26 protein-coding genes, 1 tRNA gene and 1 pseudogene are annotated in these 25090 nt (G+C 40.8%); 12 read left to right on the top strand and 16 right to left on the bottom strand.

Annotated features, from left to right (window positions below; all coding sequences use genetic code 11):
• Positions 1-16: 16 nt before the first annotated feature.
• Together ACW6QP_RS11985 and ACW6QP_RS11980 are read right to left on the bottom strand one after the other, a co-directional pair.
• Complete coding sequence (locus tag ACW6QP_RS11985) at positions 17-1264, bottom strand: hypothetical protein (protein WP_457911109.1); 1248 nt, start codon at positions 1262-1264, stop codon at positions 17-19.
• A complete protein-coding gene (locus tag ACW6QP_RS11980; RefSeq protein WP_457911108.1) occupies positions 1261-1992 on the bottom strand; it encodes a type III pantothenate kinase in 732 nt (243 codons plus the stop codon). The genes ACW6QP_RS11985 and ACW6QP_RS11980 overlap by 4 nt, the downstream gene beginning before the upstream one ends.
• Before the next feature lie 105 nt (positions 1993-2097).
• On the opposite strand from ACW6QP_RS11980, the gene ACW6QP_RS11975 reads away from it, so the two are divergent.
• Positions 2098-2170, top strand: a tRNA-Phe gene (locus tag ACW6QP_RS11975).
• Between the two features lie 178 nt (positions 2171-2348).
• On the opposite strand, the gene ACW6QP_RS11970 is transcribed toward ACW6QP_RS11975, so the two are convergent.
• Genes ACW6QP_RS11970 through ACW6QP_RS11945 form a run of 6 tightly spaced genes read right to left on the bottom strand, consistent with a single transcriptional unit; the run spans position 2349 to position 4822 of the window.
• Positions 2349-2942 carry a hypothetical protein gene (locus ACW6QP_RS11970; RefSeq protein WP_457911107.1) on the bottom strand — a complete coding sequence of 198 codons (594 nt, stop codon included), beginning with the start codon at positions 2940-2942 and terminating at the stop codon, positions 2349-2351.
• A gap of 11 nt (positions 2943-2953) precedes the next feature.
• On the bottom strand, positions 2954-3340 hold the full coding sequence (locus ACW6QP_RS11965; RefSeq protein ID WP_457911106.1) for a hypothetical protein: 387 nt from the start codon (positions 3338-3340) through the stop codon (positions 2954-2956).
• A gap of 18 nt (positions 3341-3358) precedes the next feature.
• On the bottom strand, positions 3359-3553 hold the full coding sequence (locus tag ACW6QP_RS11960) for a hypothetical protein (RefSeq protein ID WP_457911105.1): 195 nt from the start codon (positions 3551-3553) through the stop codon (positions 3359-3361).
• Positions 3554-3564: 11 nt separating this feature from the next.
• Positions 3565-3849, bottom strand: coding sequence for a hypothetical protein (locus tag ACW6QP_RS11955; RefSeq protein WP_457911104.1), 285 nt, complete (start codon positions 3847-3849; stop codon positions 3565-3567).
• Positions 3850-3871: 22 nt separating this feature from the next.
• Complete coding sequence (locus ACW6QP_RS11950) at positions 3872-4261, bottom strand: hypothetical protein (RefSeq protein WP_457911103.1); 390 nt, start codon at positions 4259-4261, stop codon at positions 3872-3874.
• Between the two features lie 9 nt (positions 4262-4270).
• On the bottom strand, positions 4271-4822 hold the full coding sequence (locus ACW6QP_RS11945) for an outer membrane beta-barrel protein (protein ID WP_457911102.1): 552 nt from the start codon (positions 4820-4822) through the stop codon (positions 4271-4273).
• A gap of 88 nt (positions 4823-4910) precedes the next feature.
• On the opposite strand from ACW6QP_RS11945, the gene ACW6QP_RS11940 reads away from it, so the two are divergent.
• Positions 4911-5138, top strand: a complete 228-nt coding sequence (locus ACW6QP_RS11940; RefSeq protein WP_457911101.1) for a helix-turn-helix domain-containing protein — start codon at positions 4911-4913, stop codon at positions 5136-5138.
• 163 nt (positions 5139-5301) lie between these two features.
• On the opposite strand, the gene ACW6QP_RS11935 is transcribed toward ACW6QP_RS11940, so the two are convergent.
• A complete protein-coding gene (locus ACW6QP_RS11935; protein WP_457911100.1) occupies positions 5302-6195 on the bottom strand; it encodes a bile acid:sodium symporter family protein in 894 nt (297 codons plus the stop codon).
• 116 nt (positions 6196-6311) lie between these two features.
• Here ACW6QP_RS11935 and ACW6QP_RS11930 point away from each other — a divergent pair, with 116 nt between their 5' ends.
• From ACW6QP_RS11930 to ACW6QP_RS11885, 10 genes are all read left to right on the top strand, one after another.
• Positions 6312-6824 carry a c-type cytochrome gene (locus ACW6QP_RS11930; protein WP_457911099.1) on the top strand — a complete coding sequence of 171 codons (513 nt, stop codon included), beginning with the start codon at positions 6312-6314 and terminating at the stop codon, positions 6822-6824.
• A 47-nt stretch (positions 6825-6871) separates the two neighbouring features.
• Positions 6872-7462 (top strand): fasciclin domain-containing protein, encoded by a 591-nt coding sequence (locus tag ACW6QP_RS11925; RefSeq protein WP_457911098.1) that lies wholly within the window; start codon positions 6872-6874, stop codon positions 7460-7462.
• Between the two features lie 97 nt (positions 7463-7559).
• Complete coding sequence (gene nosZ, locus ACW6QP_RS11920) at positions 7560-9518, top strand: Sec-dependent nitrous-oxide reductase (protein ID WP_457911097.1); 1959 nt, start codon at positions 7560-7562, stop codon at positions 9516-9518.
• A gap of 88 nt (positions 9519-9606) precedes the next feature.
• Positions 9607-10242: a hypothetical protein gene (locus tag ACW6QP_RS11915; RefSeq protein WP_457911096.1), complete on the top strand. Its 636-nt coding sequence runs from the start codon at positions 9607-9609 to the stop codon at positions 10240-10242.
• A 67-nt stretch (positions 10243-10309) separates the two neighbouring features.
• Positions 10310-10753 (top strand): nitrous oxide reductase accessory protein NosL, encoded by a 444-nt coding sequence (locus tag ACW6QP_RS11910; RefSeq protein WP_457911095.1) that lies wholly within the window; start codon positions 10310-10312, stop codon positions 10751-10753.
• Complete coding sequence (locus tag ACW6QP_RS11905; protein ID WP_457911094.1) at positions 10750-11985, top strand: nitrous oxide reductase family maturation protein NosD; 1236 nt, start codon at positions 10750-10752, stop codon at positions 11983-11985. Before ACW6QP_RS11910 ends, ACW6QP_RS11905 begins: the two co-directional genes overlap by 4 nt.
• Positions 11979-12701 (top strand): ABC transporter ATP-binding protein, encoded by a 723-nt coding sequence (locus ACW6QP_RS11900; protein WP_457911093.1) that lies wholly within the window; start codon positions 11979-11981, stop codon positions 12699-12701. The genes ACW6QP_RS11905 and ACW6QP_RS11900 overlap by 7 nt, the downstream gene beginning before the upstream one ends.
• Positions 12679-13461, top strand: coding sequence for an ABC-2 transporter permease (locus tag ACW6QP_RS11895; RefSeq protein WP_457911092.1), 783 nt, complete (start codon positions 12679-12681; stop codon positions 13459-13461). The genes ACW6QP_RS11900 and ACW6QP_RS11895 overlap by 23 nt, the downstream gene beginning before the upstream one ends.
• Before the next feature lie 84 nt (positions 13462-13545).
• Positions 13546-14292, top strand: a complete 747-nt coding sequence (gene ric, locus ACW6QP_RS11890; RefSeq protein ID WP_457911091.1) for an iron-sulfur cluster repair di-iron protein — start codon at positions 13546-13548, stop codon at positions 14290-14292.
• 171 nt (positions 14293-14463) lie between these two features.
• The gene (locus tag ACW6QP_RS11885) at positions 14464-15663 is read left to right on the top strand and encodes a hypothetical protein (protein WP_457911090.1); all 1200 of its coding nucleotides are present in this window, start codon (positions 14464-14466) and stop codon (positions 15661-15663) included.
• On the opposite strand, the pseudogene ACW6QP_RS11880 reads toward ACW6QP_RS11885, so the two are convergent.
• From ACW6QP_RS11880 to ACW6QP_RS11850, 7 genes and pseudogenes are all read right to left on the bottom strand, one after another.
• Positions 15660-15782 (bottom strand): annotated as a pseudogene (locus ACW6QP_RS11880) (helix-turn-helix domain-containing protein); the annotation flags it as partial. The gene ACW6QP_RS11885 and the pseudogene ACW6QP_RS11880 overlap by 4 nt on opposite strands.
• A 21-nt stretch (positions 15783-15803) precedes the next feature.
• Positions 15804-16256 (bottom strand): Crp/Fnr family transcriptional regulator, encoded by a 453-nt coding sequence (locus ACW6QP_RS11875; RefSeq protein WP_457911089.1) that lies wholly within the window; start codon positions 16254-16256, stop codon positions 15804-15806.
• A 64-nt stretch (positions 16257-16320) separates the two neighbouring features.
• On the bottom strand, positions 16321-17211 hold the full coding sequence (locus ACW6QP_RS11870; protein ID WP_457911088.1) for a carbohydrate kinase family protein: 891 nt from the start codon (positions 17209-17211) through the stop codon (positions 16321-16323).
• A 76-nt stretch (positions 17212-17287) separates the two neighbouring features.
• The gene (locus ACW6QP_RS11865) at positions 17288-18442 is read right to left on the bottom strand and encodes a DUF4960 domain-containing protein (protein ID WP_457911087.1); all 1155 of its coding nucleotides are present in this window, start codon (positions 18440-18442) and stop codon (positions 17288-17290) included.
• Between the two features lie 7 nt (positions 18443-18449).
• Positions 18450-20276 carry a DUF4960 domain-containing protein gene (locus tag ACW6QP_RS11860; RefSeq protein ID WP_457911086.1) on the bottom strand — a complete coding sequence of 609 codons (1827 nt, stop codon included), beginning with the start codon at positions 20274-20276 and terminating at the stop codon, positions 18450-18452.
• Between the two features lie 32 nt (positions 20277-20308).
• Positions 20309-22021: a RagB/SusD family nutrient uptake outer membrane protein gene (locus ACW6QP_RS11855; protein WP_457911085.1), complete on the bottom strand. Its 1713-nt coding sequence runs from the start codon at positions 22019-22021 to the stop codon at positions 20309-20311.
• A gap of 9 nt (positions 22022-22030) precedes the next feature.
• Positions 22031-25075: a SusC/RagA family TonB-linked outer membrane protein gene (locus ACW6QP_RS11850; RefSeq protein WP_457911084.1), complete on the bottom strand. Its 3045-nt coding sequence runs from the start codon at positions 25073-25075 to the stop codon at positions 22031-22033.
• Positions 25076-25090 lie beyond the last annotated feature (15 nt).

Genomic DNA, 25090 nt, shown 5'->3' with positions numbered 1-25090 from the left:
TTCTTGTTTATTGTGGTTAATTAAATCTTCTTCTTTCGAACCATTTTCTCGCCTCGGTAAGAGACACTCCTAAAGATATTCTAAAAAAGTCTTCTTTTACCAATCCCGCATCTAAAGTACCGCGCTGACCATACTCAAAACCGAGATTTAAATTGGAGAATCCGGGTCCAACTGGTACTCCCAGTCCAAAAGTGATGCCAAACTCATTAACCGCCTGATTATTGAGGTTAAGCCCGGTTTCTTCAAATCTAAACCCGGCGCGATACACCACTCTTTTCCAGTAACTTGTAAGGGAATTATATTGAGGAATAAAATAGCCTCCCAGCTTGTACTGTGCAGCTTCATTATAAACTGCCGATTCGTTTTGCGTATTAAATCTGCTTATATACTCGCTGGCTCCGGTTTGTGCATATTCCCCACCCAGAAACCATTTATTTACCCTGCCAAGCCCCAGTCCAAAGCTGTAACGTGAGGGCAAAGTAAATTCAGAGTCGGGCACGGCCAATTCTCTTGACTGCACCGGAAGTTCACCCTGCGCAGTGAAAGCCACCGTAGAGATATTTCTCATATTTTCTGCGGAAAGATTTGCCTCAGGCGCGTAAGTAGCTGAAGCGTGTAAATTTAGATTTGAGGTGATTCGACGTTGAAAATCGAGCCCCAGGTTATAACTGAAGCCCTGTAGATTAGATCTGCTAACATCCTGTGTTCCCAGCTGGATATCTTCCCGCACCAGGGTTCGCCGGTTTTGGAAGTTCCCGAAGTTATATTGGGCCTCCACCCCAAAGCTAAGCGAAGGAATAATTTCGTAACCCGCCGAAAGGAAAACCCTGTTCATTCCCCCTCTACCGCTTAAACGGCTGGCTACCTCATCACGAATATCAAGGATTCTGTATCCTACTGAAGTATATGGCATCACTCCCATTCCGAAGCCGAATTTCCCTACAGGAACACCCAGCGCCAAATAATCCAGCGAGGTATTTCTAACGGTTCCACTCTCACGGGAAGACTCGATAGAGTTTTGTTCGTGACCTGCGCCCAGGCTATAAGTGGTTCGCCTAAGTTTACCATAACCGGCAGGATTTCGAAGATTTAGGTGAATACTATCAGAATATACACTTAAACCTCCCATCGAACGGTTTTCAGCGGTGCCTTTAAACTTTGTAAGGCCTATCCCGTAGTAAGAATATGGTGAAGAAATATTTTCCTGCGCCGCGGCTGATGCCGAAAAAATAACAGCTACGATTAATATTAATCGTTTTATCATTGACTTATATTAAATTCTAAAATATGATTTAGGCCCTCCAAAAGGAAATTAGGGTTGGCAAATATGCCATTTTTTACTCGCTTTGACAAAATTTGATAATCCCCACCGGTTAAAATTATTGTTAAATGTTTATATTCAGCCATATACGCATCTACAAATGAATTAATTTCAAACACCAGCCCGTTTAATGCGCCCGATTGCATACAGTCAATGGTATTGGTTCCCAGCAATTTTGTCTCATCCTCTGCTTTCAATAACGGAAGATTTCCGGTAAACTTGTGCATAGCCTCAAATCTCATATTCAATCCCGGCGAAATGGCACCGCCCAGGTACTCTTCGGCCGATGTTTTAAAATCGTAAGTAACACAGGTTCCCGCATCGATTACCAGGCAATTTTTGCCGGGAAATTCCTTAACCGCCGCAGCCACAAGGGCAATTCGGTCTTTCCCCAGGCTATTGGGGGTGGCATAAGAATTTTTGAAAGGCAACCTGCAGTCACTGGTTAGCTTATGGAGGTTTAGTCGTTTTTCAAGGAAACCGGCTTCTTCAGCTACCTCTTTCACGGTCCACGAAAGTATGGCCTGGCTGAGCTGGGGCCAATCTTTTAGAAGGATTTCAGTTTTTTCAAAAAAATCTTCACGGCGACATTTAGAACTATGTTTTAAGCTATAGTTTTGGAATACAGCCAATTTGACAAAAGAATTTCCTACATCAACGATTAAATTCATCTGGATTTGCTTTGAACGGCCAAAATACGAAAGCATTTTTTTAAAATTTCGTTTGTGGGTTTCTAAAAAGCAATATATATTTGCATCCGCTTTCACAAAGCAACTGGTGCCTTAGCTCAGTTGGTAGAGCAAAGGACTGAAAATCCTTGTGTCCCTGGTTCGATTCCTGGAGGCACCACCTTAAAAGCCCTGAATGAAAATTCGGGGCTTTTTTAATTTTTGTAGATTAGATACCATGTTCTAATATTTGTAGGATCAAAAACATTTTATTCCAAATTTTAATATGGACGGTTTTAACTATGAACCTAGGATAGAATAAAAATTAGAGTGGTTATAATTCCGTGACGCAACAGCCTTTAGTACCCTGAATTTTCTCTTAAAAAGGAATTTATCTCATTGACAAATTCTATAGCACGATTTGGAGCCATATTTAAAGATATGGAACTTCGATATTCACAAAAGGAAAGTTTTCTTTCACCACTAGTATAGTCTATAGCATTCATTCGCACTCCTTTGGGATTATTATTCTTTGAATGAATATTAACAATTCCAATTGATTGCGATGAAAGCGAATTATTATCATAATAAATATTTTCAGGAGTAAGATCTTTTAAATCAATACTGTATTCATTTCTATACATCAATTCGGATTGCGATTGATCTCTGAAGCTATTTGTTACAAACCAAAATTTTTTGGTATTCTCATTAAGTTTGAAGTAAAATTCATTAACCCTATAATTCGCCATATTTTCTCCACTATAATTATGTTTTGTCACACTAGCCATCATAGTATGAGTAAGATTGTTAAGACTTCTTTCGGCTCGCTGATTCAAATTCAGGTCATTCTCTCGAACCTCTTCTAGATTCACCAAATCGCATTCTTCATCCTCTTGACAGGATGAAAAAACAATTAACATCAGGAATATGAAATAAATATTATACCTCTTCATTTTTTCACAATTTATTTATTAGAATTTAAGTCATTATGGTTTGTAAATAACATATATTTCTTATTTTCTAGATTTCTCAATATAATATTACCATTATCATAAATGAATATATCCATTTTTTTTCCCATCATTGAATATCGAGCAGTAGTGTAGCCTAATCCGTCATCACTATCCTCAACTGGATTAGACAATTGCTTTAAACGTGCCGGGGGTGTGTTTTCCATATATAACCAAATATCACCTGAATCATCTTCATTAAACCGAAAAGTGGAAGCGTACAACCCCTTATCATACTCATTAGTTTTTTCGTCAAAAACTACTAAATATTTAAATGAAATCTCTTGAGCATAAATTTGTGTAATACCAAAAAAGAGAATTCCAAAGATTAAATTTTTCATATTTCATTTAAATAATAATTAGCTACAAGATTTGACAATAAGTACAGCCAGAACGATAACGATAACAATTGGTAAAAGGTTAAGAACGAAAGCACCACCCATAAAAGCACCTGCCTTTGCTGCATCCCCCTTTTCACCACTTTTACCAAATAAAGAGCCGATAATTGCAAAAGCTACTATTATACCAATAATTACTAAAATTGCGCTTCCCATAATCCTATAGTTTAATTTTGAAGTTCTTCAATTTTTTTATCAGCCTTGGATTCCTCCATAAACACAGAACCAATTTGCTTATAGACCATTCTTTCATCGCAAACATTTAAAGAATATGTAGCACCGTGCAGACCTTTTACACTATCAATAATTTCAATATTTTCTTTATCACAATCTTGTTCAATAGCAACAGTTTTTATAAGTGTTTTTTCGGTAGTACCAAACATTGTTCTATTTACAGAACCACAGGAAATTAATAATAGAGTTGCTAAAGCTGAGAAAAGTATTTTTTTCATAATTATTTATTTTAATTTATAATTATTGCTTAACTAAAATTGAATTTGGCACCTGATCCCAAGTTATTTCGTTGGGAGACAGTTTTGAAAATTCTAGTTTTACAGTTGGAGCGTTTTGAAAATCAAGATGTAATGAGTAGTTTACATCTGAAATAGTTTCTATCACTTCAATTTCCTGGCCTAAATCCCTAGAGTCTTGAATGAGTTTGCGATGACTGAGGTCAATTATGGGCTGGATTAATATTACATCATTCGAAGTGAATTTCACGCCGTTGTCTCCAGTGGTAGACCCTTCAACTAACCAAGTTCCATGTAACCATGCAGGCGGATTAATAATATTACTTTCATTATTCTCATTATCAGCACTACAACCAATAGTCATAAGAATTAATAGAATTATAAGTCTTTTCATCGTTCTTATTTATTGAAATTTATAACCTATACCAATATTAAACGTGTTATACCTACCTGAGATACTTGAGGGCATATAACTAACACCACTAAAGCGGTCGGTTATTTCAAAATTATATCTCCCTTCAAGGAAAAAATTTTGTGTAATGTCAAAACTAATTCCTGCTCCTAAATCTAAGCCTACTGAATTCATACCACCCCTTACTTCTTCAACAATGGCCGTTAGTTGCGGACCTGCTAAAAAGTTAAATTGTTCAGTTATATAATATTTTATTAAAACAGGTAAGTGAAGCCAAGATAAATCTTGAGTATTTGAATAAAGAAGAGCTGGCTTGGCAACAAAATTTTGACCTAAGTTTATGTGAACATTTGCGCCCGCAAAAAATCCATTAATACTTCCGCTTGAGCCAGTTATTAAAGTTCCATAGGAGCTATTACCTGTGGCAAAAGAGCCATTTATATAACCCGCCTCAACACCCCAGTTTATATCGTTAAAATTTTGTGAATAGGAATTCGAAAAAAATAAAATAAATAATAATAAAAGTGTATACCTATTTTTCATATTGTATAAAGAATTTATGATTACAGATGTGATTAAATAGCGCATATATGCGTTGATAATAAATTATTGCAATTGGCACCTTTATTCGGTGCAAAAAATCAAAAATCAATCTTTCATTAAATCATTCGGCAACAAGCTTCGAGAAACAAGAAAACTCAAGAATTTTTCTCAAGAACAACTTGCCTTTGAAGCCGATATTCCCATTTCACAGGTAGGGCGTATTGAAAGAGGGGAAGTAAATACTACAATAAGCACAGTTTCAGCCTTAGCGAGAGCCTTAAAAGTCTCTCCCAAAACCTTATTTGATTTTGAGTAAAATTTGAAATATTTTTTGGAATAAAAAAATAAATTTGTTAAAAGTCATTAAAAAGCCGCCTACAAATGAAAAGAGGTGAATTTGTCAATAGAATTATAGCACATCTTTATCTCTCTGCAGATCAAAAACATTTTCCGCATTTTTAAAAAATTGAAGCCCGGCTTCAATTTTCTTCACTCGCCTCAATTTTCCGCTTTCCATAATTCTTCAACCCCCACCCAATCACAAAAGTGCTAATGAGCGAAAAACTACTGTACAATACAGGTACCAGACTAATATCTTTATCTTCCAGCATTTGATTTGCGATAAACAATGCCAAAACACTGTTCTGTAATCCAAGTTCGATAGCAATGGTATAGGAGGTATTCTCCTTTAAACTTAATTTCCGAGCCAGGGCATAGCCGGCAAACAGGGAAATAAGGTTAAAGATAAGAAGCGGAATTAAAAGGTTTAAATGCTCCAAATAACGCACCTTGCGCTGGGATTCATCGAGAAAAATCACCACTAAGAATGCAAGCAGCATTATTAAGGGCAGAGCGATTTTCAAAAATTTGTGTAACCAGCTCCCAATTTTATCGCCAAAATATTCATTGATCAAAATCCCGGCCAATACGGGCAGAGCCACCGTGGTAAAGACATCGGTAAAGGTTTGAGTAAAACTAAGGTCTATCTCCACCCCATCGTTTCCAAATAAGCTATACCCCAACCGTACTATTAGAGGAATGCTTAGCAACACAAAAAAGCTATTGAAAGCTGTAAGCGACACCGAAAGGGCTACTCTCCCTCCTAACATTTTTGTAACCAGATTAGAGGCCGTCCCACCTGGGCAGGCTGCCAGTAAAAGCAATCCTATTTTATAGGGATCATCCATAGGCCAAAACAAAACCAACAAAAGCGCCAAAGCCGGCAAAAGCAGTAACTGTCCTGCAAGGCCTGTGATTACCCCTGCCGGCATAAGGAATACCCGTCTAAAATCTTTAAAACATAATTCGAGGCCAATACCAAACATAATGAGCGCTATGCTTGCTGGCATCACTATATCAATAACCTGCTGCATAATGCTTCCTCGATTTCAGAATCCTTAATTTCTTCTCAGACAAAATTTCGTATATGACCAGAATCATAAAATACAGTGGGTTTATCAGATAATTTTACATCAAAATACCAATAAAAATGAAAACACTATTAAAAACCCTAAGTTTTATCGTTCTGCTAAGCCTGATTATTTCCTGTGGAAATTCAGAAAAAAAAGAAAAAGAAAGCATTCGCCTGGGCGATTATACCGAAGCTCCCAAAAAAACCGAAAAAGCTTCTGAAACAGCCAGCTCCGAAGTTGCAGATTTATCTAATAAAGGTATAGGCCCGGTTAAAAATTTGAGTCTGCCTGAAGATATCGACGTCACAATGGCCCAAAATGGAGCCGAACTTTTCAAGAATATGTGCTCTGCCTGTCATAAAATGGACAAGAAATTCATAGGTCCGGCAATATCAGGAGTGTCTGAAAGACGCAGCCCCGAATGGATTATGAATATGATTCTCAACCCTGAGCAAATGATCAAGGAAGATCCTATTGCCAAAAAATTGCTCATAGAGTCTAATATGGCTGTGATGGCCAACCAAAACCTGAAGGAAGAAGAAGCCAGGGCTATCCTCGAGTATTTCAGGCAATATGATACGGCCAACTAACTCTACAGAAACTTCTAAAACCAAATGCCTATAAAAAACCAATCAATATGAAAACAATCTCGACATTTCTCATCTTTCTTCTAATAATGGGTACTTCACTGCTAACTGGATGTAAGCAAAATGAAACTTCAGAAGAAAAGGCGCAAACAAATTCTGAATCCAGAGAGGAGTCATCTTCGAATAAAGGCCAGGCTTTTATAGCCGATGAAGACTCAGAGCCCAACGCCCTGCGCATTGCCATAGGCTCTGAAGATCACAGCACCCTGGTTACTGCGGTGCAGGCAGCCGGAGTAGAAAACTCGCTGGTAAATGTTGGCCCCCTTACCGTTTTTGCGCCCACCAATGCAGCTTTCGATAAACTTCCGAAGGGAACGGTAGAAGATCTGCTAAAACCGGAAAACAAAGCCAAACTAGCCTACATTTTAAAACACCACGTGGCACCGAGTAATTACCCTATAGAAACCCTGATGAAAAATGTTGAAAGAGGAAGATCTCTTTATATGGCTTCAGGAGAAAATATAGAAGTAAGTCGTGAAGGTGACGACATTTATGTTGGCGGCACCAAAATTATTGGCACCGTACGAGCCAGTAATGGCTGGGTGCATATCGTTGAAGATGTAATTCTACCTAAAGGTTAGAAATCTTTAGAAACCTGACAGCGCTCAGTTTTCTCAGAAACAGCACCCTATATCTTTGCTTCAACAATTCTTAAAAACAATTATTAATACCAATCTAATGAAAAATATATTAAAAATAGCAGCTTTTGGTCTCCTGGGCATTTTCATGCAATCCTGCAACAACGAGTCTTCAGGCAAAAAATCTAAAGGCGCAATGGCATCTAATGTTGCCGAAAGAGTTTATGTGGCTCCAGGAGAGCACGATGAATATTACGGATTTTTCTCTGGCGGCTTCAGCGGACAAATGTCTGTGTATGGTCTTCCTTCAGGAAGATTATTAAAGGTAATTCCGGTATTCTCTCAGGATGCCGAAAAAGGTTATGGTTACAACGAAGGTACCAAAGCTATGCTTAACACCTCTTATGGTTTTGTGCCCTGGGGTGATCTGCACCACGTGGACATCTCTCAAACCAATGGAGAACTTGATGGACGTTGGGTATTTACTCACGAAAACAATACTCCCAGGGTAGCCAGGGTAGACCTTAACACCTTTGAAACCGGTGAGATTCTGGAAATCCCTAACTCTGCCGGAAACCACAGTTTCGCAATTACCGAAAACACCGAGTATTTAATCGCAGGTACCCGCTTCGCCATTCCTTCTCCTCAAAAGGATATGTCTATAGACGAGATGAAAGGCAACTTTAAGGGCCCTCTAACTTTCGTAAAAGTAGACCAGGAAACCGGAGGCATGGAAATCGCATTCCAGGTGGTGATGCCCGGCTTCAATTTTGACCTTGCCCACCCCGGAAGAAATGCTTCTCACGGCTGGATGTTTGCCACTACCTATAATTCTGAAGAAGCCAACAGCCTGCTTGAAGTAAACGCTTCTCAAAACGACAAGGATTTTATCGTAGCCCTTAACTGGCAAAAAATCGAGGAATATGTGAATAATGGTGGAGGAACCGAATTACCTGCCGAATATGCACACAACAAATTCGACCACGATACTCATACGGCGACTACCGAGATGAAAAAAGGAATCTTAACCGTAGATCCAAAAGATGTTCCCGGTGCCGTATTCTTTATGCCAATTCCAAAATCTCCCCACGGCTGTGACGTAGACCCAACCGGAGAATATATTGTAGGAAGCGGAAAACTTGCTGCCGAGCTTACAGTATTCTCCTATTCAAAAATGAAAAAAGCTATTGAAGAAGAAAATTATGATGGAGATGCCTACGGAATTCCAATTCTTAACTACGATGCCATTCTTGGCGGAATTGTAAAAGAACCAGGTCTTGGACCTTTACACACCGAGTTTGACGGAAAAGGAAACGCCTACACCACCTTCTTCATATCTTCTGAAGTGGTGAAATGGAGCCTTGACGACTACCAGGTAATCGATAGAAAACCTACTTATTACTCTGTAGGTCACCTTATGATTCCCGGCGGAAACTCAAGAAAACCCTTCGGAAAATACCTGGTGGCGATGAACAAAATCACCAAAGATCGGTACCTGCCCACCGGCCCTGAAATGAACCATTCAGCACAATTGTATGACATATCGGGAGATAAGATGGAATTGTTGCTGGATTTCCCAACTATTGGGGAGCCTCATTATGCAGCAGGTATCCCGGCCAATCTGGTTAAAAATAACTCCAAAAAGATTTATCGACTGGATGAAAACAAGCATAAATATGCTGTGAAAAACGAATCTGAAACCCGGGTTGAGCGCAATGGAAATGAAGTACACGTGTATATGACGATGGTAAGAAGCCACTTTGCCCCCGATAATATTGAGGGAATAAAAGTTGGAGATAAAGTTTACTTCCACGTGACCAACCTCGAGCAGGATTTCGATGTACCTCACGGATTTGCGATGATTGGCGCCAATACAGCCGAACTTCTGGTAATGCCTGGAGCAACCAAAACCCTGTTATGGGAACCTAAAAAAGAAGGGGTTTGGCCGCTATACTGTACCGATTTCTGTTCTGCACTGCACCAGGAAATGCAGGGATATGTTAGAGTTTCACCCGCAAACTCGAACGTAGAGCTCAAATGGTCGCTTGACGGTGAATAAGCTTGTGTGATTAGTTAATAAGGTTGATTTAATCGGAGAGAGGCGGGTAGATATCATATTTGCTCGCCTTCTTCACTAAAACTGAACTATGAAAAAGTCTGGAATCCTGATGATAATTGGCTCTGCACTATTGCTGGGACTCTTCATCTTTCCTCTTTGGAATATAGAACTGGGGGCACCGCAATACCCCGATCCTCTTGCGATGAACATCTATATAGATGGCATTGAAGGAGAGGAAGAATTTGATATTCAAAATATCGATGGGGTGAATAAATATATTGGAATGAAGAAAATTCCGAAGCCTGAAGAAATGTGGGAATTTAGAGTATTTCCGCTGGTAATAGGTGGAATGGCCGGCCTGGGAATTTTATTGGGTTTGCTTGGATTCTTCGGAAAGATGAGCCCACACTGGTTTTTGGGTTGGTTCCTGTTAATGGGAATTCTTGGAATGCTTGGAATGTACGACTTTAACAGCTGGCTCCTGGATTACGGAACAGATCTGGACCCCAATGCCATCATTAAATTGACCGATGCTGAAGGGAATCCGCTGAACTACAAACCCCCATTACTTGGCACCCAGCAAATCCTGAACTTTACTGCTCACTCATATCCCCGTGCAGGTGCAATCTTAATGTTTATCGGGATGTTTATCACCTTGATAGCCTGGTGGACAGGAAAGAATTCTGAGGCTTCAGTAAAACAAACTCAAAAGGCCTATAATTAAAAAGGTTTCAGCAGAAGACAAAAAACAAGTACAACAAAAGAATTATTAAACCTTAAAATTTTGACCTATGAAAAAGATAATGTTGGTATTCGCCGTAATTCTCCTGGCAGCCTGTAGCCGGGAAGCTGAACCCATAGCCTATGGCAGTGATTTTTGCCATTATTGTAAAATGACCATTGTAAGCAAAGCGCACTCGGCCCAGCTGGTAACCCAAAAAGGAAAACAGCTTAAGTACGATGCCATTGAATGTATGCTTCGGGATAATCTCGAAAATCATAAAGATGTTGAAATGGCATTAATGCTCGTGGCCGATTTCCAGGATCCCGGAACTATGATTAACACCCAAAATGCCACCTTCCTCATTCACGAGGAAATCTCAAGCCCGATGGGAGAAAACCTCGCGGCCATTAAAAATACCAGTGAACAGCAGGATTTAAAAGACCCTGAAGCCTATAGCTGGAACGAATTAAAAAAATATTTTCTTAACGGAGGAACACTAAGCTACAAATGAGGTATTTAATATTCATATTTTTTATACTAACTGGCTTCGATCTTACTGCAGGCGAAATTAGAGTTTGCGCCGGCTGCGAGGTTAAAAGCATAAAGGAGGCGGTAGCACTTGCAAATAGTGGCGACACCATCATTATTGAAGCAGGAGAGTATAAGGAATATGACATCAATATTATAGACAAAAGTTTGCATTTTATCGGGAAAGATTACCCGGTAATCAATGCTGAGATGAAAGGAACCGCCTTTGGAATCCGCGCTGAGGGGGTGACTATGGAAGGCCTGCATATCAAAAATATTGGTCGTAGCCATACCAAAGATTTCGCTGCCATTCTTTTGAATGGAAGCACAGGTTTCAGCCTGAAAAATAACATACTTGAAAATGTATTTTTTGGGATGCTCATTGAAAAATCTACCAACGGGCTAATTGAAAATAACAGGATTCAAAGCTCTGGCGGCACCGAGTCTAATTCGGGGAATGGGATTCATCTTTGGAGCTCTTCAGAAATAATTATTAGAAACAATAAGGTGAGCGGAATGCGTGACGGGATTTACATTGAATTTGGCAAACAATGTATGGTTACCGAAAATGTATGCGCGAACAATATTCGCTATGGTTTGCATTTTATGTTTTCAGATTATAACAAATACATCAACAATGTTTTTGAAGAAAATGGAGCCGGCGTTGCGGTGATGTTTTCCAAACATATTGAAATGAAGGAAAACCTGTTTAAAAAAAGCTGGGGTTCTGCCTCATATGGCTTGCTTTTGAAGGAAATCTCAGATGCCAGCCTGCAGCATAACAAATTTGAAGATAACACCATCGCAGTTAATGCTGATGGGACTACACGGGTGAAATTCATTGAAAATGATTTCTTCAATAATGGTTACGCGGTAAAAGTGCACGGCGGAGCGTATACTACAAGTTTTACCCAAAATAATTTCAGGTATAATTCCTTTGATATCGCCTACTCCGGAAGATTAAATGACAACAGCTTTACCGGAAATTTCTGGAGTGATTATACCGGTTATGACCTCAACAGGGATAATGTAGGCGATGTACCTTACCGGCCGGTGAAATTGTTTTCCTATCTGGTAAATCAAACTCCCGAGGCTATAGTGCTCCTTCGAAGCGTTTTTATAAATCTGCTGGATTTTTCAGAAAAGGTATCCCCCATTTTCACTCCGGCCGAATTAATAGATCACGAACCCCAAATGAGAAGAATAAAATGGTAAGTATTCAAAATCTACATAAGAAATTTGGACAACAAGAGGTATTGAAAGGTCTTGACCTGGCAATAGATCAAAAAGGAATTATTGCCGTGTTAGGCCCCAATGGCTCGGGAAAAACCACGCTTATTAAAAGCATTTTAGGAATGGTTATTCCCGATAAGGGAGATATAAATGTAGCCGGTGAAAATATTAAAGGTCGATGGGATTACCGCAACGGGATAGACTATTTGCCTCAAATCGCAAATTTCCCCGGCAATCTTAAGGTGAAGGAACTAATAGAAATGATCAAAGACCTACAGGGCCGCCCGGCCAGGGACCGGGAACTTATCGAATTTTTCAAGCTCGAGCCTTTTTTACATAAAAAACTCAATAACCTCTCGGGGGGAATGAAGCAAAAGGTAAATCTTGTTTTATGCTTTATGTTCGACAGCCCTTTGGTTATTCTCGATGAACCCACCTCGGGACTCGACCCCCTTTCGCTTATTTGGCTTCGGAAATTCATCCTGATGGAAAAAGACCGCGGAAAAACCATTTTGATCACCTCGCATATTATGAGTTTAGTTGAAGACCTCTCAGATAAAATTGTGTTTATTCTCGACGGGAAGATCTACTTTAACGGAAGCGTGGAAGAGCTAAAAGCCACCACCGGCGAGTCTGAATTTGAACATGCAATTGCTAACATTTTAACCCAAAATCATGCTGAAAATATTAAAGTATAGTTTTTACGACCTTAGCCGAAGTAGATGGAGTTATGTATACTTCCTTTTTTACCTGATTTTAGGTATAATTTTGCTTTTTTTAAACAGCGATCTTTCCAGTACCGTGATCACTCTTATGAATGTGATTATTATCCTGGTCCCCCTAATAGGTACAATTTTCGGGATTATGTATTATTACGATTCCAGGGAGTTCACCGAACTTTTGCTGGCCCAGCCCATAAAACGCAGTTCGATCTTCCTGGGGCAATATCTGGGGGTGGCGATCTCACTTTCTTTAAGTCTTATGTTAGGCCTGGGCCTGCCCTTCATCGCCTACGGATTATTTGAAAGTTCTGCGATTTGGGATTTCTTTTCGTTATTGGTTTCAGGGGTGTTTCTAACTTTTATTTTTACGGCACTGGCCTTTAACATCGCCCTCTCAAATGAAAATAAGATCAAAGGTTTTGGCCTTGCCATCCTGGTTTGGCTTTTTCTGGCCGTGGTTTACGACGGAATTTTCCTCTTAAGCCTGGTATATTTTCAGGATTATCCGCTGGATAAATTCTCGCTTTTTGCAAGTATGGCCAATCCTATAGATCTATCGAGAATCCTGGTATTACTTAAACTTGATATCTCTGCTCTATTAGGGTATACAGGCGCCGTTTTTAAGGATTTCTTCGGCACGGCGCAGGGTCTCATTATTTCCTTCGCTATGTTAGGTCTTTGGGTGCTATTACCGGTTTTTAGGATTTCAAGAGTTTCAGCTAAAAAAGATTTTTAAAAATCCTGTCTTTATGCGTTGACTCATAAAAGTTTAGAGACAGATAGCGGAAATTTACTTCAGAAATTAAAAAACAGTATAGCAATGGAAGCATTACGCAATCAAACCGTAGCCCAGCTGGTAACCGACAATATAAAGACTGCACATGTGTTTAAAAAATACGGTATAGACTTTTGCTGCGGCGGCGGAGTAAGTCTAAGTGAGGCTTGTAAATCGAAAAATCTCAATCTTCAGGAAATTGAAGCAGCCCTGGGGGCGATCAATAATTCTGCAGGTCGTGAATATGATTACAAGAAATGGTCACCCGATTTCCTGGCCGATCATATCGTGAATATTCATCACAGTTATGTAGAAGAAAACATCCCCTTACTGTTGCAATACTGTGAGCGGGTAGCCAAAGTACACGGGAAAACCCATCCTGAAGTAAAAAAAATTGAAGATCTGTTTCACAGGGTAGCAGGCGAACTCACTACGCATTTAAAAAAGGAGGAGTTGATCCTGTTTCCATTTATCAAAAAACTGGTAAAAGCCAACAATGAAGAAACCACTCTGGAACGCCCCCAATTTGGCTCAGCCGAAAATCCGGTGAATATGATGAAAGACGAGCACGAATCGGCCGGGGAGATTTTTGCTCAAATAAGAGAACTTTCAAATGCATATACCCCACCCCAGGGAGCCTGTAATACTTTAAAAGCCATGTACGCCAAATTGGAAGAATTTGAGCAGGACTTGCATTTACACATACATCTTGAAAACAATATTCTTTTCCCTAAAGCCCTTGAGCTGGAAAAAAAAGTGGTACAATATTTTTTTTGGTTGCAGACGCGCTGAATTTGGGGGCGGGGAGCTTAAGTAGATAGAATACTGCCCCAAAAATCTCTATCTTTAACCGCCCCCGAGATCAGCAGCATTTTTAATTAGTTGAGAAAAACATCCCGTCTGGATAGATTGGGATGTTTTTAATTTAAAAATGATGCCTCAAAATTTCTAAATTGCAGTTCGATGATCGCTATTAAAAAGCATATTAAGCTTGCAATTTTCTACTTCTTACTGGTAGCCTTGCTTGGGGTGCTATTGAGACTTTTTTGGGTGGCCGATGTACCTGCAACTTTTAAATTTCTGGTACATACCCATTCCCATATTGCCTTGTTGGGTTGGGTATACATAGGCCTTAGCAGCCTTATTTATTTTATCTTTTTAAAATCGGCAGTTCCAAAGAAAATCTACCTACGCATTTTCTGGTTCACCCAATTTTGTATTATCGGAATGTTATTGAGCTTTCCCTTCCAGGGATATGCGCTGTTTTCTATTATATTTTCGACTTTGTTCCTTCTTGCAACCTATTTTTTTAGCTGGATGGTCTTTAGATATACCCCCGCAGATTTAAAATCAAGAAACTCCTATGAAGTTTTACGTGCCGCACTTATTTATTTGATCATCTCCAGTATTGGGCCCTGGGCTTTGGGTGCGATTATGGGAACTTTGGGCAGCACCTCGATCTGGTATAAAAATGCGATTTACTTTTACCTGCATTTTCAATATAATGCCTGGTTTCTGCTGGCTTTAATAAGCTTTTTCCTTTTTATGCTGGAAGAGAAATCGGCAGGTCCAAACCCCGGGCAATTCAAAATTTTGAATTATTCCCTGCATACAGGAATCATTCTGAGTTTTTTCCTCTCGGTATTATGGACAGAACCTGCCGCTATTTTTTATAACCTGGCCGGCATTGGGGCTGTAGTTCAGATTTTTGCTTTTTGGATGCTGTATAAAATTTTCAGGCCCTCAATAGCTATGCTGAATTTTAGCAAGCTAGAAGTGCATCTTATCAAAATTTCTGTGGTTTTACTCGGGCTCAAAATTTTTATGCAACTACTTTCGGCTCTGCACTATTTTGCAAAACTGGCTTATAGCTCTATAGATTTTGTAATTGGCTACCTGCATCTCACCTTTTTAGGGCCCATTAGCCTGCTATTACTGGTAGTCTTTAGTCGATTTAAATTGCTGAAATTAGACCGGCTTTCCCTTAGCATTTATTTACTGGCATTTTTAATTACTGAAGGCATTATTTTCTTCCGCGGAATAGCCATTTGGCAACGCTGGGATCAACCCGGGGATCTGGCGCTTTATCTGCTGCTTGGCAGTTGGCTTTTTCCGCTGGCAATACTAATTCTATTGCTGAAGAATATTTTTAGCAAAGATTAGCGGTAGACCTTGCGGCATTTAATTTTCAATTCTTTCTTTTTCTCTAATGATTTTGTAGCTCGAATCACGGTCTCTACCCGCAAACCGGTGAGTTCGGCTATTTGCTGGCGGGTAAGATCTACTTTAAAAGAATAGGGCTCCTAAAGCTTATGCACGTGTTTTTTGAGATAATCGAGCAATCTTAGCACCCGGTGTTCAGGTTCCTGGCTGGAGATTTCTGAAGCGATAATAGCCTTGTAATAGAGGCGGCTGGCCAGGGTTCGGGTAAGTTCCAGGTGAAGTTTGGGATAAGCTTCAAGAAGTTCCAGAAATTTTAGCTTGTGCAGCTTATACAGCTCCACATCGGTAATGGCTTCAGCATTGGCAGGATATTTTACATCGGCCAGTAATGGTGGCTCCCCAAAACTCTGATTCGCATAAAAAATACCCTGAACAAATTCCTTTCCGTCGAAATTAAAATTGTTCATTTTCACCTCGCCAGAAATGATCTGGTAATAATTATTGGCGCAATCGCCCTCGTGGAAAATCACCTCCCCTTTGGGAAAATTCACCTTATTAGCGCCAAAATCCTCAAGTGCAACTATTGAAATCATAGGTCAAAATTAGAGATGAATTGCCATTCTAAATATGAGAACCATCAGTTGCGGCTAATAAAACCTATCTGGGATTTAAAAACCCGGTTATTTCTTTTTCAGATAATTCGGGATTGGCCCCTTCGCGGGCAGCCACCAGGGCGCCTACTGCACAGGCAAAGTTCAGGGCTTTTTGAGGCGCCTCCTCCTGAAGCAATTTCGCCAAAAGTGAAGCCAGGAATGAATCTCCTGCACCTACGGTATCTTTCACCTCAATTTTGAATCCGCTGTTGTAGTATAATTTTTCATCTTTCAGGAGCACCGCGCCGTGGCGGCCTTTGGTCACACAAATTTGTTTGGTTTTGGTTTTTTCGGCCAGGAAATGCAGGTTTTGCTCGAGAGAATTAAATGGAGAGTCCAGCATTTCGGCTATTTCAAAGAGTTCATCATCGTTGAATTTAATGAAATTGGCCTGCTGCATCAGCTCGATTAAAATTTCCTTTTCATAATGGGGAGGTCTAAGATTAACATCAAAAACCTTAAAATTCGCCTCTGGCAAAAGTTGCAGCAGCGTTTGGCGACTTACCTCATCCCGGCAAACCAGGCTTCCGAAGATAAAAATATCGGCTGTTTGCACCGCCTTTTTCATCTCTTCGGAAAACTGAATCTTATCCCAGGCAGCGGGATAAGAAATCTCATAACTGGCCGATCCCGAAGCCGAGAGTTGGACCTGCACCACCCCGGTTGGAAATTGCGAAGTACTTTTAACCAATCCCGATTTCACGCCTGTATTTTCAAGGTAGGAAAGCAGTTTTTCAGCATTTTCATCCTGCCCTACCCGGCTAATCATTTCAACGTTTACACCAATTTTACTTAGCCTGGAAGCCACATTAAGCGGAGCCCCGCCAATTCGTTGCATATCGGGAAAAACATCGATTAGAATCTCACCGAAGCAGATTGCAGATATTTGTGTCATTACTATCAATTAAAATTATTGGCAAAACCTGGAAAAGAGCTCCCAGGTTCTGCCTGAAAAAATCCAGCCTAATGTTTTAAAGCGTACTTAGATAATCTATTGAATTTTTATAAATCCCTTCAATATTTCCTCTATAGGCATTGGTACGCCCATCGTTCATACTCCATTCAATACCTCCTATACCAATGGCTATTATGGTACCGGTGTATGGGGTTTTAGGTTTGAATTCAATTATTCCCGGGCAACATTCATCGGCCACTCCGGCCCAAACGGCAAGCACCACCCCATTAAAAAGGCGTTCAAACTCATTGAACTGCCCGGGTTGATGACCGGGCCCTAGTAAAGAAACAGCGTCCCAAAGATTGTTATGGTCTTCTCTCCAGCCTCCATCGATCACCGGAATATACCCATTTTCGTCTTCTTCAATTAAACCTTCATTAAAGGTATAGATGGGGTGATTCTTTTTAGAACTCACAAAGTTCACTCCGTTATCGATCGCCCAGGTATCGGGTGAATCGAAACCTTCTCCATTCCCCTGTATGGTGAGCATTCCACTTTGATCACGACCAATGGTTTCAGCATAGCTGGTGGCCATCCCACCGAGCAGCATTTTTCCGCCTTCCACCAAATATTGGATAAAGGCCGATTTAGCCTGCCCTTCAGTAAAAGCCTCAGGCAATTCAGAAGTACCTACCTGATCATAATAAAATACCACAACGTTCACGCTTTGAAGGTCTTCATAAGTAACTTCGTTAACATACAGGTATTCAAAATCTTCAGGATAAGTTTCCTGCACCCAGGCAGCGGCGGCCTGGATATCATCATCGGCATTGGCAAGAAGCTCTTCAAATGTAGATTCTTCCCCAAGAAAGGCAATTTTATTGGGAAGTACCCTGGTAATCAATTGATATTTACGAGTGGAATTCCCGTAGGTGGCCGTAACCTCAATTCTTTCGGAAAGGTCTACTGTATTACCGCTGGCCGGGTTTATCTCGACTCCACGAGGCGCCTCAATATCTAATTCTACATTGGTAATATCGGTTCTTGGCGGAAGCACAAGATTAATAACTCCCTGTAAGTGATCTATATTTGCACGGGTCCCATTACCCTGAAGGGCAGTAATACTATTTAATACCGGGTCCAGGTTTTCGTCATAATTCTGGCGCTCCTCACAGCCTGCTAAAAGCAGGACTGAGAAGAGACCAAAAACTATATATTTCAATTTTCGCATAGCTTAATTAATCTTCAAGTTCGTATAGGTAATCCAGAATATTTTGGGTAAAGGTCTCGATATTGCCCTGGTAATCGTTCGTAGTACCGTTAGAGTCCCATTCATACCCCACTATTGTATTTTCTACACTAAAGATTGAACCTTTAAAATCGGTAGCGATCTGCTCATCAAAGCTACTGTGATTGTTTCCATCAGTTCGGTTCCAAAGTACGGCGCCATAACCAAAGGCATCACCTATATGCCCTAAAGTTCCAAATTTGGTGGCTGCCAGGGTTTGTTCGAAGGTTAATGCAGCATCCTGTCCGCAGCAACCTGGCTGTAGAACCCCATCGAAATGCTGCCACCAGATTAGGCGTACTTCTCGGGTTGCCGAATTTTGCAAAGCTAGAATTTCGCCATTATGGAAGCTTAGACCATCGAAAATAGGGTGGTTTCTACGATCTTCTGAATTATTCTCAGGTCGCATTCCAAGTCCCCAGATGTCATCTGATGGTTTTCCTTCGTCTACACAGCCTGAAGAATCGGCACACCCAAATTCAGAATACACATAATTTCCAGGTTCTCTTGGCGAAGAAAAATCGGCTGGCACACGATCTATGCTAAAGATGACAGGCGTGGCGTCTCCCCCTACGAGCATGTCTCCGCCGGCTTTCACCCAGCTTTTGAGTACCTGGGCAGCGGTGCCTCCTGGTCGAAGAGTAGCCGGCAGTAAAGTTGATACGTTGGTTGGAGTGGCAAAGTAACCTAAATCTTCTTTCGGACTTAAGTAATATAACATAGCTACTTTTACCTCGGCCATATTACGGGCCGTAATCTCGCTGAAGGCAAGGTATTTAAAATCATCTCCATAGGTATCCCGCATCCAGGTTGCCGCAGCTTTTGCGTCATCGTCAACCAATGCATCTATGCTCTCCTGCTCCCCTAAAAATGCGTAATAAGTAGCCTCAACCTCCTCGGCATCAACGGTAACCGTATATGCTTTGGAGATATCTTCAGAATTAGTCACGGTATACTCCACATCTTCTGAAAAGTCCCTGCTTTCTCCTGAATCCGGAGAAAGGCTTTGACCCTCGGGTACTACAATTTCAGGACTGAGGTCTGTTACATCGGTACCGGGAGGAAGGCTTATATAAATGGTATTTTCTTCATTATCTATAATTCCTTCGGCTTCGCCAATTTTAAAAGAAGTAATTCGGGGAGCCTGAATCTGGTTCACCATAACCGTATATTCAGCAGCCGAGTAACCATCGTTAGAAAGTACGGTATACACAACAGGATTGCTGAAATTTCTGCTAACTCCCGAAGCAACATCTACACTGGTACCTTCAGGAATTACAAAATTTGGAGTGAGATTGGTGATGTCTCCATCCTGGCTTCCAATTTCCACTACGATAGTGCGTTCTTCGTGGTTTATCACCCCGGCATTTTCTCCAATAGTGAAATTAAGGAATTTAGGATCTCCGTAAGCCGCCAGCATCGCGGTATATTCCCGATTGGCCCCGTTTTGAGCCTGAGTTTGGAATAGTACCGGCCCATCAGAAAAATCAAGTATACTTCCAGACTCCGGGCTAACTGTGGTGCCATCGGGCAGGCTTAAATCAACCTGAACGGCACTAAGATCGGTGCCGGCGGGAAGAGTCATTGAAATAGTTGCTGAAGTATGATCAATTTGGGCAAATTCTCCATTAACCTCAAATGATCTAATGATGGCCTGTGCATAATCGGGCACTACATCTTTAAAGTTATCATCATCGCTGCAGGATTGTATGAATACCAGTGGTAGCAGAAACAATAGCCTGATACCCGATTTTATTAGTTTTTGAAATGCTTTCATTGGATATATTTTAAGTTTTTAGGTTGTTTGATTTAATAGCCGGGCCGTTGCGTATATACACCACCGCTGGCATCAATTTCAATTTGAGGAATAGGAAGATAGTATTGATGTGGTTCTAAAGAAGCTCCCGCCAAATAAGGGCGTCTGGCCTGCTCCTGAGACACATATTCCCTAATGTAAGTATCGGCGATTCCCCATCTAACCAGATCATAAAATCTATGACCCTCATTGGCAAGTTCCAGGCGGCGTTCAAACCTTAAAGCTTCAATAGCCTGTTCCTGAGAAATTCCACCTGAATATGTCTCGATATGATAATTCGCTGCATCCTGTGAAGGATTATCAAAATCCTTTACATTAGGCGTATTTTTAGCTCTTAACCTTATTTGATTTATGATCTCGATGCCACCGGCAACGTCTCCTGTTTCGATTAAAGCTTCAGCTTTCCAAAGCAGCAAATCGGAGTATTTGATGAGCGGGAAATCAAGATTCCCTAAAGCCCAGGGGAATCCATTAGGATTAGAGGCCATCCCATCTGAGGTTGGGTAGATCACATTTTTCTTACGTGCAAAGTACCCATAGGTACCTGCATCACGGCTCCAGTTCTCCTGCTGCGGCATTGCGGTCCAGTCTTTCCATTTAATACCCGGTCTTCCTATGCTATGATCCAAGCGAGGATCTACCATATCGTCTTCATCCAGGTTCTGGGCATTAAAACTGTTGAATTGAGGTAAACCATTACTTCCTGTTTTGTAGGCATTTACCAGGTTCTGACTTGGCTTATGAAAATCGTCCCCATTCAAATATGGATGATTGGGATCGTCACTTGGGCTATCGGGTGAGTTTAGCAAATCCCCGAAATTCAGGTTGCCGTATTGAGAACCATCATTGATCGAAAATTGAATGGCAAAGATATTTTCTGCGTTTCCATAGCCGGGTTCAGAGTATAGTCTTTCAATATCTTCTACCAGGCGGTATTGTCCCGAATTTATTACCTGATTGGTATTAGTTATTACTTGCGACCATTCTTCCTGAAATAGATGTGCCTTGGCCAGGTATGCGTGAGCTACCATGGCATTGGCACGACCCAGATCGGCCTGAGAAGGGGGTAAAAGTTCTATAGCTCTGGTGAGGTCACCTTCGATCTTTTCCCAGATAAAGTTTTCATCGAAGGTATTAGGAATAGTTTTTAACTCGGTAACAGGAGTGTTTTCATCATACCAAACTATGGAACCGAAATTTTTCATCGCTTCAAAATAGAAATGAGCACGCAAAACATACATTTCGCCAATTCTAAGATCTCGATTCTCAAAACCTCCGTCTTCCAGGCTGGTAAGATATCGAAGTGCGGTATCTACTCTTTTTATTCCGAAGTAAATTGACCTCCAAAGGTTATATACGTTCTCACTTGAAGGAAAAACATCATGAGTTTCCAACTGGTGCATTCCACCACCGGGATTGTCTCCGGTTCCTCCACCTCCTTTATAGGCGTCTCCCGAACGAATATCGGAAGTAGCCCAGTTGGATGGGGCATGATCAAAAGGCCATAGATCTCTAAACTCCCCGGTGTTATAGCGGTAATCCAGAGCACTGTAGGCAGCGATTACCAGAGCTTCAGGCTCCAGATTTTCTTCAGAAATTGTATTGAATTCCTGTACATCGAGATCGTCTTCTGAAACACAACCCACGATCATTAGTATCCCCATTAGAGGAAGCACTAAAATTGATTTTATAAACTTTCTTTTCATACGATCGATTTAAAAATTAGTTGAAACTCCAAAGGTTACCGATTTCACGTGAGGAATGCCATACCCGGCTATTCCTATCCCACCTGCACTCAATCCAGAAACCTCATAATCAAAACCTGTAAAGGCAGTTACATCCCATAAGTTTTGTCCCGAGAGATATACCCGCATATTGTTTAAGCCCCATTGGTCTATTAGTTTATCACTTAGGGTATAACCCAGGGTAATATTCTTGAGTCTGAAATACGAACCATCTTCTACAAAATAGCTGGAAGGTTGTAATTCGTTATTTGAATTATTTGTACTCAAAGCCGGGATATTACTATTGGCATTATCTGGGCTCCAGGCATCCAGTGTATTGGCTCCAAAATTGAAACTGAAGTAAGAGAAATCTCCAAGATATCTCTGGGTGTTATAAATGTCGTGACCGTGTTTCCCATCAAAATAGGCGCTTAAGTCAAAACCCTTATAGGCGGCATTCAAATTGATCCCATAGATAAAATCGGGATGCGGATTTCCAATTATCGCTCTATCCTGGTTATCTATTACTCCGTCGCCATTAAGGTCACGATAGCGTATTCTGCCCAGAGCCTTGCCGGGTTGCCGGGCGTGGACAGCAACTTCTTCGGGGGTTCTAAAAATACCATCGGCTACAAGACCGTAGAAGGAAGCAATTGGTGAACCCTCCTGGGTAATGGCTACTCCACTATTCAACAGGAAATTATTGTCGGTATCCAGCGATTCAACATTATTGCGGTAGTGTGAAAGGTTTAAATCTATACCATAGGAGAAATCATTTTTCCTATCGCTACGGTAACTTAAAACTCCCTCAAAACCAATATTTGAAACTTCACCTGCATTGATTGTTGGAGGATCGGATTCTCCGGTTATCGCCTGGGCAATGGGCTGTAAGATTAAATTTCTGGTACGTTTGTCAAAAAAATCGGCGGTTAGGCTTAGTCGATTTCTAAAAAACCCAAGATCGAAACCGGCGTTGTATTGGGTGGTTTCCTCCCATTGGATATCTGGATTTGCCTGCCGGGCCTGTAAAATACCACGCTCACTTCCAAAGCCGCTACCCTGAATATCATAGTCTGAAAACTCTATTACGTTGCCAACCGTATTATCAAAGAAGGCACTTTGGAAAAGATAATTCCCTATAAGGTCGTTTCCATTTACTCCCCAGGAGCCTCTTAATTTAAAGTTTGAAATTGTTTCTGAATTCTGTAAAAAGGCCTCGTTAGAGACATTCCAGGCCACAGAAGCTGCGGGAAAAATCCCAAATTTATTATTCGGGCCAAAGCGGGACGAACCATCTCTTCTAATACTACCAGAGATTATATAGCGATCATCAAAGATGTACTTCAAAGATCCAAACTGGGATTGCTTTCGGTATTCGACGGCTCCACTAATGGTTTGGAATTCAGCATCGGTTCTCACGATATAATTTGGGTAATCGGTAATATTCACTCCACGAATCCTTTCAGTAAGAAAATCTTCGTCTTCACGGGTAAATTCTAAACCTGCCAGTACATTAAATCGGTGTTTCTCCAATTCAAAATCATAGGAAAGCAAATTGGTGAAAATGGTTCTGAAGAAATCATTTTCTACCTGATCCACATCGATATTGCTAAACACACTTGGAATCTGGTTCATTTGCACAAAAGGCTGGGTTCGGGTATCAAAATTGAAACGTACATAATCAAAATTCAGGCTGGTATTGAAATTCAAACCTTCCAGGATTTCTACATTGGCAAAAACATTCCCCAGCATACGGTTATTGCGTTGTTCATTTTTTCGGTTTGCCCAAAGATTTGCCACCGAGTTGGCCTTATCCTGAATAGTGGGCGCGGTATAGGTGCCGTTTATAGTATAAACCGGCAACAATGGATTTTGCAAAATGGCATTCTCGAATTCATTAGCCTGTACCTCATTAAAATTGGAGTAAAGAAAATTTTGCCCTACACTTATTCGCCCATCCAGAAAGTTAAAGCTGGTATTCAACCTGGCGTTTAGCCGATCGTAGTAAGTGTGTTTCTGAATTCCGTTATCTTTGGTATAATTAATCCCTGTGAAAATCTGCATTTTTTCACTGCCATAACGATAGTTAAAATCGGTGTTATAGGAGATGGAATTATCGATAATAGCATCAACCCAATCGGTATCTGAAGAGCGAATTAACTGCTCAGGATCTAAAAATTCAGGAATATCAAAACCGTTTCCGTTATCAATAAGCCGGTTAAAATTTCCTGAAATTCCATCATTAGCTCTGGCCTGGTAATACACCCGGGCCCATTGATCGGCATTGAGAATATCGATTTGATCCCGAAGCATATTCAAGGTGGTTTCAGATTTGACATTGAATTCTGAAGTGCCTTCCTTACCTTTTTTGGTAGTCACTACGATCACCCCGTTTGCTGCAGAAGTTCCATAGAGTGCGGCTGAAGCCCCATCTTTCAACACCTGAATACTTTCAATTTCATCGGGGTTAAGAGAAGATGGATTAAAGGTTTGCACCCCGTCTATCACCCAGAGCGGACTGGAACCAGAATTCACGGTAGTTAAACCCCGAATCAGAATTTGGGAATCGTTCCCACCCGGGGTTCCACCAGAATTAATTTGAATCCCTGGTACCCGTCCCTGAAGACTGGTTAAAATATTCGGACTAAATTCCTGTGACATTTCCTCGACATTCACCACAGTAATGGCGCCTGCAATGTCAGATTTTCGCTCACGGGTATAACCGGTTACCAAAACCTCATCGAGTTGGGAAACATCTTCCTGTAAAACAATGCTGTATGCACTGCGATTATCTATAGCTACTTCCTGAGTAAGATAGCCTATAAAGGAAACTACCAGAATCTCCCCGTCATTTACGGCTAGTTCAAAATTTCCGTCGAAATCGGTCATCGTCCCCCGGCTACTGTCTTTTATCAAAACACTGGCCCCGGGAACCGGCAATCCATTTTCATCGGTTATATTTCCCGAAATTTGCCTGTTTTGAGCAAACCCATAAACGGAACATAATAATGTGAATATTAAAATATAATGTTTCATATATAAGAGGGCTGA

This window comes from Salegentibacter haimaensis (genome assembly GCF_054121495.1).
This window is presented reverse-complemented; position numbering and strand designations above follow the sequence as displayed.